8 protein-coding genes are annotated in these 10,182 nt (G+C 68.3%); 3 read left to right on the forward strand and 5 right to left on the reverse strand.

All coding sequences use genetic code 11. From position 1 onward, the window contains the following. Positions 1-37: 37 nt before the first annotated feature. Both J4030_RS17170 and J4030_RS17175 read right to left on the reverse strand, forming a co-directional pair. Complete coding sequence (locus J4030_RS17170) at positions 38-1,633, reverse strand: phospholipase D-like domain-containing protein (RefSeq protein ID WP_208050461.1); 1,596 nt, start codon at positions 1,631-1,633, stop codon at positions 38-40. A 136-nt stretch (positions 1,634-1,769) separates the two neighbouring features. Then, positions 1,770-2,090: a DUF2853 family protein gene (locus J4030_RS17175; protein ID WP_208050462.1), complete on the reverse strand. Its 321-nt coding sequence runs from the start codon at positions 2,088-2,090 to the stop codon at positions 1,770-1,772. 347 nt (positions 2,091-2,437) lie between these two features. Here J4030_RS17175 and J4030_RS17180 point away from each other — a divergent pair, with 347 nt between their 5' ends. Continuing rightward, the gene (locus J4030_RS17180) at positions 2,438-3,196 is read left to right on the forward strand and encodes a maleylpyruvate isomerase N-terminal domain-containing protein (protein ID WP_208050463.1); all 759 of its coding nucleotides are present in this window, start codon (positions 2,438-2,440) and stop codon (positions 3,194-3,196) included. Positions 3,197-3,245: 49 nt separating this feature from the next. On the opposite strand, the gene dnaB is transcribed toward J4030_RS17180, so the two are convergent. The 3 genes from dnaB to J4030_RS17195 all read right to left on the reverse strand — a co-directional run bounded on the left by dnaB (position 3,246) and on the right by J4030_RS17195 (position 7,418). Next, complete coding sequence (gene dnaB, locus J4030_RS17185; RefSeq protein WP_374222009.1) at positions 3,246-4,613, reverse strand: replicative DNA helicase; 1,368 nt, start codon at positions 4,611-4,613, stop codon at positions 3,246-3,248. 580 nt (positions 4,614-5,193) lie between these two features. Continuing rightward, positions 5,194-6,207, reverse strand: a complete 1,014-nt coding sequence (locus tag J4030_RS17190; RefSeq protein WP_208050465.1) for an NlpC/P60 family protein — start codon at positions 6,205-6,207, stop codon at positions 5,194-5,196. 494 nt (positions 6,208-6,701) lie between these two features. Beyond that, positions 6,702-7,418 carry a peptidoglycan-binding domain-containing protein gene (locus tag J4030_RS17195; RefSeq protein ID WP_243763555.1) on the reverse strand — a complete coding sequence of 239 codons (717 nt, stop codon included), beginning with the start codon at positions 7,416-7,418 and terminating at the stop codon, positions 6,702-6,704. 360 nt (positions 7,419-7,778) lie between these two features. On the opposite strand from J4030_RS17195, the gene J4030_RS17200 reads away from it, so the two are divergent. Both J4030_RS17200 and J4030_RS17205 read left to right on the forward strand, forming a co-directional pair. Further along, a complete protein-coding gene (locus J4030_RS17200) occupies positions 7,779-9,107 on the forward strand; it encodes an MATE family efflux transporter (RefSeq protein WP_208050466.1) in 1,329 nt (442 codons plus the stop codon). Positions 9,108-9,214: 107 nt separating this feature from the next. After that, positions 9,215-9,793 carry a TerD family protein gene (locus J4030_RS17205; protein WP_208050467.1) on the forward strand — a complete coding sequence of 193 codons (579 nt, stop codon included), beginning with the start codon at positions 9,215-9,217 and terminating at the stop codon, positions 9,791-9,793. Positions 9,794-10,182: the final 389 nt, after the last annotated feature.

A 10,182-nucleotide genomic window follows, 5' to 3' on the forward strand; every position in this document is an offset into this window, starting at 1 on the left:
GGATCGATCCGGCGGTGCTCGATGTTCGTCTCAGCGGTCAGAAGCGGTGCGAGTAGCGCATCCGCAGCGGACGCCCGTCCGGGTCGTAGACGATCCGGTAGAGCGGCGTCGCCCACGCGAGGGTGCGGCGTGACAGGTGGGGGCGTTCATACGGCCGCAGCCGGCCGGGCGGCCGCTGTCCGACAGCCCCGCCGTCGTGCCACGCCTGCAGGCGCGCGGCACTCGTGGCGAACGCCTCGAACGCCCGCGCCGGATCGATCAGGGTGGTGTCGTCGTCGAGGTCCAGGTGCTCGCGGGCGAGTTCCAGTCGCAGTTCGCGGGCGAACCGGCGGGCTCCGTGACCGAAGCGGTCCAGGACCTGCGGCTCACGGACGTCGAGCGCTTCGTCGACCACCGCGCACGCGAGCTCGGAGTCGTGCGTCCAGGACCGGCGGTTGATGTTGTCCGAGCCGACGGACGCCCACACGTCGTCGACGACGCAGACCTTCGCGTGCACGTAGACCGGGGTCCCGGCGGGATTCTCGACTCCGTAGACCGCCACCCGGCCCGGGGCGGCGGCATACAGGGAGTTCAACGCCGCCTGGCGTCCGACGAGGTTGGGCGGCATCGACATCTTGCCGTCCTGATCGGGATAGTGCGGGATCACCGCGATGAGATGCAGCGACGGGGTGGACCGCAGCGCCTCGGCGAACCGGGCGACGACCTCGGCGTTCCACAGATACTGATCTTCGACGTAGATCAGCCGCTCGGCCCGTCCGATCACCTTGGTGTAGGCACGCGCGACGCTGCGTTCACCGTCCGGAGCGAACGGGTATCCCGGATGCCGGTTGCCGTACGTGCGGATCAGCTGGATGTTCGCGCTGCCGCGGGGCGCGGGATCGGGCTGCTGGGCCGGTAGCGGACCGGCGGTGCGGGCGTCGTGACGCAGACGTTCACTGAGGACATTGACGGGATTGCGACTGAGTGGGGCCGGGTCCTCCCAGCGCTCACGAAACGTGGTCTCCACATCGGCGACCGCCGGGCCGTGCACCATCAGCTGGATGTCGTGCCAGGGCGGACGCTCGCCGTAGATCGCCGCCATCGGCTGCTTCTGCGGATCACCCGCGTGCCGCGCGTCGTCGCGCCTGCTGTGGCACAGGTCGATGCCTCCGACGAACGCGACGTCGAGCTCGGGTCGACCGGGATGGCGCAGCACCACGAACTTCTGATGATGGGAGGCCCCCGGACGCACCCGCATGTCGAGAAGGCACTCACCGCCGGCGGCCTCGATCTCCTCCCCGAGGTGACGGTTCTGCTGTTCGCTGAACGAGAGCTTGTCCAAGTGCGAGCGCCAGACCAGTCCCTTGACCACCACGCCCCGGGCGGCCGCGTCGCAGAGGGCTGTCGTGACGTCCACACCATGTTCGTCGAGACGCTGGTCGGGGTCGCCGCGCCAGTCGGTGAACATCGCCAGGTCCCCCGGTCGCATCTCGGCGAGGGACCGCAACAGCCGATCGAAGTAGGCGGCGCCGTGCACGAGGGGGACGACCTCGTTACCGGAAGTCCACGGCTGCCCGTCGGGGTGCCGGCTGTCCAGACGGGTCGCAGGATTGCCGCGCTCGGCGGGGGTCAGGAACCAGTCGGCGACGCTCATTGCCCCATCCAACAGTGCCGCAGCGTGCGTGGGGGCATCCGGGCCGGAACCCGAGGGGTCACAGGCGATGACACATCAGCGCACGCCGTACGGGGCGTCACCACCACCACGGGTGACGCCCGCCCCACCCACGCTCTCAGCTCTTGAAGACGTCGAGCTTGTCGAACTTCTCCGCGAGCAGGTAGTAGACGGCAAGGCGCGGATTGGCTTTGCCGTCCTTCATCTGGGCCAGCACATCCTTGATGGCCGCGTCGAGTTCAGCGTCACTCTGCGTGAGGCCGAGCTTCTTCTTCAGGAAGTTCTCTCGGACCGTCTTCAACTCCGCCGGATCGCTGGCCGACACCAGTGACGCGTCTCGGTTACTCAGTACGAGGCGATACGTCGAGGCCATCTTGTCGATGACGGCCTTGTCGGCGTGCGGTGCATAGGCGTGAACGCTTTCGTGAGCAGTGGCCACAGCGATTCCTCCGTAGAAAGAGACCTAGTTCCTGCTTTGCGAGAGTAGCGCTGTTCTCGCAGCGCGAACATGGCTCGTGGGGGAATTCTCTCGAGCTGTACGGCTGCTGGATCCGCAATTGATTCCGAAAGTGCGGGAGGCCAGACGCCGCTCATCCCGCATGGATCACGCGTCAACGGCTGCTCCAAGAGCGCGCGGGTGACTCCCGGCGCGTTTCTTATCCGAGGAGCCGTGCCGGGCGCGGGAATCCGCGAACGAGATTCGACGCGGGCACCGCCCCGATTCCTTACGCCTGACTCGCGCCGCCTCGGCGTGCAACGCTGAGGACAGGCGAAGGAGATGTGACGATGATCGAACGCAGTGCTGAAGCGGACGCGTTCCTGGCGACGATCGACGCGACGGACCCTTCCGCGGTCAGTGCATGCGAGGGGTGGACCACACACGAGATCGCCGCACATGTGGCGGGGATCGCGGTGGAGGTCGTGCGGCATCTTCAGCCCTATCTGCAGGGCGACCCGGTCCCGCAGACGCGCAGCTTCGAAGAACGCGAGGCGCCGCTGCAGGCGATGACCCATGCGCAGCTGCTGTCCCGGCTGGATCGTGAAGAGGGTCGGATGCGGGCGGTCGTCGGTGACGTCCTCGACCGGGAGCCCGATGCGATGATCCCGTGGACGGGACGGCAGATGGCGGTGGCGAAGTTCGTGCCACACCTGCGGAACGAACATGCCCTGCACCGGTGGGATGTCGCGGGCGACGACGACGTGAGCCGCGGGCTGCTCGGCCAGCCCGATCTGGTCGAGCATTCCGTCGGCGAGCTGGGGCAGGTGCTCCTGGTGGCGGGCCGCACGCACGACCCCGATCCCGACGACGACTTCGCGGTCCGACTGCGGAGCCCGGGTCAGCGTGATCTTCGCGTGGTCATCTCCAGCGGAGAAGCGCGCCTCGTATGGGCCGAGGACGACCTGGACGAGCCGGCCGTGGACATCGACCACGGCGCGCGCCATGTGTTCATCTGGGGAAGACGCCCAGACGACCGTGGGCGGGTGCACAGCCATCTGACGCGTCCGGGACTTGCCCGTCTGCAAGCGCTGCTCTCGGGGTACTGACCGGCCGGCAGCTTCTCCCCGCTCCTCGCGTCCCGGATACGCGAAGCGGTCAGAACTCCTTGGCCATGTTGGTGAAGCGGCTGTAGTGGCCTTGGAACGCCAAGCCGATGGTGTCGGTGGGTCCGTTGCGGTGCTTGGCGACGATCAGGTCGGCCTCGCCGGGACGTTCGGAGTCGCGGTTGAAAGCGTCGTCGCGGTGCAGCAGGATCACCATGTCGGCGTCCTGCTCGATCGACCCGGACTCGCGCAGGTCGCTCATCATCGGCTTCTTGTCGGTGCGTTGCTCCGGGCCACGGTTCAGCTGCGAGATCGCGATCACCGGCACGCCGAGCTCCTTGGCGAGCAGCTTCAACGCACGCGAGAATTCCGAGACCTCCTGCTGGCGTGACTCGACGCGCTTACCGCTGCTCATCAGCTGCAGATAGTCGATCACCACGAGCCGCAGGTTCTCGCGCTCGCGCAGCCGCCGGCACTTGGAGCGAATCTCCATCAGCGACATGTTGGGGGAGTCGTCGATGAAGAGCGGCGCCTCGGCGATGCGACCCATCGTGGACGCCATCTTCGTCCAGTCCTCTTCGCGCATCGAACCCTTGCGCATGTGCTGCAGCTGGATATTGGCCTCGGCGGACAGCAACCGCATGGTGATCTCAGAGCGGCTCATCTCCAGGCTGAAGACGATCGAGGTCAGACCGTGTTTGATCGACGCGGCCCGAGCTATATCGAGCCCCAAGGTACTTTTGCCGACGGCGGGCCTCGCCGCGACGACGATCATCTGGCCGGCGTGCAGGCCGTTGGTGAGCTGGTCCAGCTCGGTGAACCCGGTCGGTACGCCGGTCATCTGGCCGGCGGTGCTGCTGGCCGCCTCGATCTCGTCGGCGGTCTCCTCGATGACGTCGCCGAGACGGACGTAGTCCTCTTTGTCCTTGGACCCGGTGACCTTGAAGATCTCCGCCTGCGCCTCGTTGATCACATCGACGACCGAGCCGCCACCGCTGGCGTAGCCCATCTGGGTGATGCGGGTGCCGGCCTCGACCAGGCGTCGCAGCACCGCCCGCTCGGCGACGATCGCGGCGTAGTACCCGGCGTTCGCCGCCGTGGGCACGGACTGGATCAACTCGTGCAGGTAGGCCTGGCCGCCGATCCGCGCGAGATCGCCGCGCTTGCCCAACTCATCGGCGACGGTGATCGCGTCGGCCGGCTCGCCCCGGCCGTACAGGTCGATCACGGCTTCGTAGATCGCCTCGTGCGCCGGCCGGTAGAAATCGACACCGCGGACCGCCTCGGCGGCGTCGGCGATCGCGTCCTTGCTGAGCATCATGCCGCCGAGCACCGACTGCTCGGCATGCACGTCCTGCGGCGGCAGCAGCGGGTCCCTCGACCCGCCCCCGAAGGCGCCCTCGAGCTCAGCGATCGACACGCGCATCCCCTTCTCTTTCGGACATACGTCGCACTCCATCACCGAGCACCGACAAGCACTGACGGACACCCACACCGACCAGCAGCGGCATCCCTACGACGACCCGCCAGGACCGCATCGACGGGCCGACAGGACAGACCGTGGCCGGGTCGGACGGGAGATGACGACGAGCGGAGTCCGTTCGGAACTGTCCACGCGAAACGTCGCCCGGCAGGGGCTGCGTGGACACCGTAGGACCCCCACGGGCGACACACCAAAGCGTCGTTCACCCACCCTCGGGACAACCTGTGGGAAAGGTGGGGAAAGCGCCGCGACGCTGTGTGCACAGGGTGTGGACAACGGTGTGGACAAGATCGGATGCGCCCCGGGAAACGCCTCTGACCAGCGCGGACGTCGTACACCGGATGTGGACGAAAAGTAATTCGCGTCGCTGTCCGCATGCTGGCGGCCGCTGCCGGGCCTCCGCCAGGTGCTACGCACCCGTGCCGCGGAGCGCCCTCTCGGCGCGATATGGAAACAGCGGCCGGGCACACCCGAAGGTGTGCCCGGCCGCTGGTCGCGACGTGCGAAGTGGAGAGGGTCAGCGCAAGGTGCCGAAGTTCGCGACGTTGATGTAGGTCTGGATCCGGACGACGGCACCAGGGTAGGGAGCCGCGATCATCTGGCCGTTCCCGATGTAGATCCCCACGTGGTACGCCGGCGTGCCGAAGAAGACCAGGTCACCGGGCAGCGGGGAGGACGTCTGCCGCATGTACGCCTGCTGCGCGGCAGCCGTACGCGGCAGGGTCAGGCCCGCGTGCGAATAGGAGTACTGGGTCAGCCCCGAGCAGTCGAAACCTGCAGGCGTCGAGCCTCCGTAGACGTACGGCACGCCCAGGTACTGCTTGGCGATGCTGACGACCTGGGTCAGTTTGGCGGCCGTCGTGGTCGGCGCCCCGCTGCCGCTGCCGCCACTCACCGGCGCCGTCGTGCCCGGAGGCGTCAGGCTGAGGCCGCAGGGCATGCCGCCCAGGGCGGCCCAGGTGGCGGGCCCCACGACGCCACGCCCGTCGGCGGTGATCCCGTGCAGGGACTGGAAACTCTGCACCGAGCCGAGGGTGTGCGGTCCGAAGTCACCGTCGGCGGTGATCCCCAGCTTCTGCTGCAGCGCGGCGACCAGCGAGCCGGTTGCGCCGTACCGCACCACCTTGACCGTGCAGTTCGGCGCCGGCGCCGAACCGGTGGCGGGATAACCGCCGAGCTTGGACCACGTCAACGGACCCACGATGCCGTCCTTGACCAGACCGTGGCGCCCCTGGAAGGTCTTGACCGCGAACTGCGTGCGCGGACCGAAGACGCCGTCGGCACTCACGCCGAGGCGCTGCTGAGCGACCTTCACGAGCGACCCGCTCGACCCGACCTTCAGGACGACGACCCTCGACCCGGCCGTCGCCGCCATGGCGGGAGCGGAGAGGGCGACCCCTCCGACCACGGCGGCGGTGCCGAGCGCGACACCGCCGATCACGACGGCGTTGCGGGATGTCAGGACCGGGCCGACCTTGGCGGTCATTCCCGGGCGTTGCCTCATGTGGCGCGGGCTGGTTGTCGTCGTCATCGGAGCCTCTCGGTGGCGTCGGGTCGCGACGGGCTGGAGAGCCCATCGCGGGTACACGGCAGATCAGTACGCGATGTCGCTCGACGTCCGCGGTCACGGCCCCGACCGCGACAGGAGGACTATGCACGTCATGTGGCCAATGTGAAAGGTGGGATTTCTGCGACTCGCCGGGAAGGTATTTGACAACCTGAATTGCACTCGTGTGACTTACATCTTTGTTGTTTCAGTCAAATTCGCGTCATTCCGCTCGATTCGGCGCACCACCTGTTCGCCGCCTCGGATGAAGTTGTTGAAATTTCGAACAACATGCCGAAAGAATTTCGATATCAAGGCTTGTCCACTATGTGAGATGCCCCTTGACGTTTCGCCCATCGGATAATCCGGGTTGAATGATGCAATCAATTCTCTGGGCATGCGAAAGGCCCGGCCCCCAGAGGGGACCGGGCCTTTCGGGAGCGACCGACCCTGACGTCAGGTCGGTCGCAGATCGCGCATCAGACGCGACCGAAGTAGTGCGCGCCCCAGATCGCGTGGATGTGGATGCGGGTGCCCGGCTTGGCCGAGTCGATCATGTTGCCGCCACCGACGTAGATGCCGACATGGTGCGCCGGCGAGCCGTAGAACACGAGGTCGCCGGGGCGCGGGGAGGACACCCGGCGCGTCGCGTTCGCCTGGGCAGCCGCCGTGCGGGGCAGGTTGTGCCCGACCTGCTTGTAGACGTAGGCGGTGAAGCCGGAGCAGTCGAAGCCGCGGGGGGTCGAGCCACCGTAGACGTAGGGCACGCCGGTGTAACGCTTCGCGATGGTGACCACGTTGGAGGTCGACTGCGACGACTTCGGCGCGGTCGAGCGGCCCGTCGGGAAGCCGCCGAGCGCACGCCAGGTCTGCGGGCCGACGTAGCCGTCGCGCTGCAGGTGCTTGATGCGCTGGAAGTTCTTCACCGCGTGCAGGGTGCGGGCGTCGAAGCGGGAGGTCTGCGGGATGTGCAGACGCTTCTGCACGACCTTGACGTACCAGCCCTTCGAACCCGAGTGCAGGACGACGACGTTGGCGCTCGAGGCGGAGGCGGTGGACGCGGAGGCGAGCTCGGTCGCCACCAGACCCGGTACGACGACCGCGGCACCGATGCCGACCGCGGCGCTGCGGCGACCGACGGAGGACAGCAGGCGATTCGGCTCGTGCTTGAGGTGGCGGGGGGTGTAGGAACCCATGAGGACGTAATCCTTCGACAGTCGGAAACAGGCTGACCGGACACGTCCGCGCGTCACTGCACGGGGAGCCCGACGTACCGCGGGCAGGACCCCCGTGCTGGTCCGCGGCAGGACGACTATGCCCTAGTTCAAGCGTTCACCAAATTCATTCGGCAGATTGCCGCCGGACTGGTCGGCGCCGACCGGGGCCGCGGACCCAGCTCGCGCTGTGATCGTTTCGTGACCTATCCGCGGAATGGCGGGCCAGGACGAGGTTTGAAGGGGCGCCTACGAACCCGCCGAATTGCGTTCATATTTCGAGATCGCTATGTCTCATATCGCGGACACGGGCCGTCGGTCGCGCCCTCTACCCTGTCCAGCATGGAGCGCAGCGACACCCGGATCATCCTGCGCCTCGCGATCCCGGCGCTGCTCTCCCTCGTCGCCGAGCCGCTCTTCCTCCTGGCGGATTCCGCCATCGTCGGACACCTGGGCGTGGCGCCCCTGGCGGGGCTCGGAGTCGCGAGCGCGGCCCTGCTCACCGCCGCGAACGTGTTCGTCTTCCTCGCCTACGGGACGACGTCTCTCGTCGCCCGCTGGGTGGGCGCGGGGCGGCAGGACGACGCGTTGGGTGCGGGCGTCGACGGCATGTGGCTCGCGGTCGGGGTGGGCGTCGTCACCGCCGCACTGGTGACCGTCTTCGCCACACCCGTCTGCCGCGTCTTCGGGGCCGAAGGGGAGGTGCTCGCCCAGGCGGGGGTCTACCTGCGCATCAGCGCCCTCGGTCTGCCGGCCATGTTGCTCGCGCTCGCCGCCACCGGTGTGCTGCGCGGGTTCCAGGACACCGTCACGCCCCTGGTCGCCACCACCGTCGGCTTCGCCGCGAATCTCGGGCTCAACCTCGTCCTGGTGTACGGCGTGCATCTCGGCATCGCGGGCTCGGCCTGGGGCACCGTGCTCGCCCAGTGGGGGATGGCGGCCGGGCTGGCGCTGGTCGTCGTGCGGCGCGCCCGGTCCGAGGGCGCCTCGCTTGCTCCGCGGCCGGCAGGGGTGTTGCGATCGGCCCGGCACGGCGTACCCCTGCTGGTGCGCACGGTGGCGTTGCGCGCCGTCCTGCTCCTCACCACCTGGTGCGCCACGGCTCTTGGTGACGTCCCGCTGGCGGCGCACCAGGTCGCGATGACGGTCTTCGGCTTCCTGAGCTTCGTGCTCGACGCGCTCGCGATCGCCGCGCAGTCACTCACCGGGACGGCCCTCGGCGCCGGGGACACGACCCTGGTGCGCTCGCGCACCCGGTTGATGCTCGGCTGGAGCCTGGGCGCCGGCGTGGCCATGGGCGTGCTGCTCGGCCTCGTGCACGCCGTCCTGCCCGTGGTGTTCACCCCGGACGCCGACGTCCGTCGCGCGCTCGCGGCCGCGCTGCTGATGATCGCCCTGCTGGCGCCCGTCGCCGGCGTCGTCTTCGTGCTCGACGGCGTGCTCATCGGTGCCGGCGACGGGCAGGCACTGGCGGTCGTGCAGACGGTGCTGCTGCTCCTCTACACACCCCTCGCGGTCGCGCTGCACGCGCACTCCGCCGACCTCGCCCGGCACGGTGCCCGCACGTCTGTGATGGTGCTGTGGGGCACCTTTGCGGCGTACATGGTGGCGCGAATGTTGTTGTTGTTGCTGCGTTCTCGTTCTGACCGCTGGCTCGTTCCCGGAGCGTGACGACGCCTCGGCGCACGCATCGGTGCTACCGCCTGAGGCACTCGGAAAGGGCGACTAGTGTGACGTCTTCCACACGGGTCGTGACACAGCGAGGAGTAGTACCGACGATGTCGATCTCACTGAACAAGGGCGGGGCGATCTCGCTCGCCAAGGAAGCTCCGACCCTGACCACAGTCATCGCCGGGCTGGGATGGGACCCCCGCACCACCACCGGTGCCGAGTTCGACCTCGACGCCTCCGTGATGGTCTGCGATGCCAGCGGGCGCTGCATCGACGACTCGTGGTTCGTCTTCTACGGCCAGCTGCGCTCCCCCGGCGACGCCGTCGTCCACCAGGGCGACAACCGCACCGGAGAGGGCGAGGGTGACGACGAGGTCATCACCGTCGAACTCCCCGCGCTCCCGCCGAACGCCGCCAAGCTGGTCTTCGTGGTGTCCATCCACGAGGCGGAGGCGCGCGGCCAGAACTTCGGACAGGTGCAGAACGCGTTCATCCGGATGGTCGACGCCAGGTCCGACCGGGAGATCGTGCGTTACGACCTCGCCGAGGACTACTCGACCGAGACGGCGATGCTGTTCGGGGAGCTGGTGCGCGAGGGCGCCGACTGGCAGTTCCGAGCGACCGGACAGGGGTACGCCGGCGGGTTGGCCGCGGTCATCCGCAGCTTCGGCCTGACGGTCGCCTGAGCGACCTCCGCTGCACGCGCGTCGCTGAGCGTCTCTGACGTCGTTTCGGGCCGAGCGGGCCCAAACGAGCTGTCAGGACGGTGTCCAGGCGCCGTTGGGGGCCGAGCGGGCCCAAACGAGCTGTCAAGACGGTGTCCAGGCGCCGTTGGGGGCCGAGCGGGCCCAAACGAATTGTCAGGACGGTGTCCAGGCGCCGTTGGGGACCGAGTGGGCCCAAACGAGCTGTCAGGACGGTGTCCAGGCGCCGTTCGGGGCCGAGCGGGCCCAAACGAGTTGTCAGGACGGTGTCCAGGCGCCGTTGGGGGCCGAGCGGGCCCAAACGAGTGGTTGGGGCAGGCGGGCGCACCGACGGCGGGACCCCGTTGAGGCACCGCGCGGGCCCTGACAAG

Source organism: Allobranchiibius sp. CTAmp26 (assembly GCF_017565405.1).
In the GTDB taxonomy this organism is placed as follows: domain Bacteria; phylum Actinomycetota; class Actinomycetes; order Actinomycetales; family Dermatophilaceae; genus Allobranchiibius.

Coding starts and splice junctions, on each gene's coding strand:
- J4030_RS17170 (WP_208050461.1), bottom strand. CDS start 1,633: ATGAGCGTCGCCGACTGGTTCCTGACCCCCGCCGAGCGCGGCAATCCT.
- J4030_RS17180 (WP_208050463.1), top strand. CDS start 2,438: ATGATCGAACGCAGTGCTGAAGCGGACGCGTTCCTGGCGACGATCGAC.
- J4030_RS17190 (WP_208050465.1), bottom strand. CDS start 6,207: ATGACGACGACAACCAGCCCGCGCCACATGAGGCAACGCCCGGGAATG.
- J4030_RS17195 (WP_243763555.1), bottom strand. CDS start 7,418: ATGGGTTCCTACACCCCCCGCCACCTCAAGCACGAGCCGAATCGCCTG.
- J4030_RS17200 (WP_208050466.1), top strand. CDS start 7,779: ATGGAGCGCAGCGACACCCGGATCATCCTGCGCCTCGCGATCCCGGCG.
- J4030_RS17205 (WP_208050467.1), top strand. CDS start 9,215: ATGTCGATCTCACTGAACAAGGGCGGGGCGATCTCGCTCGCCAAGGAA.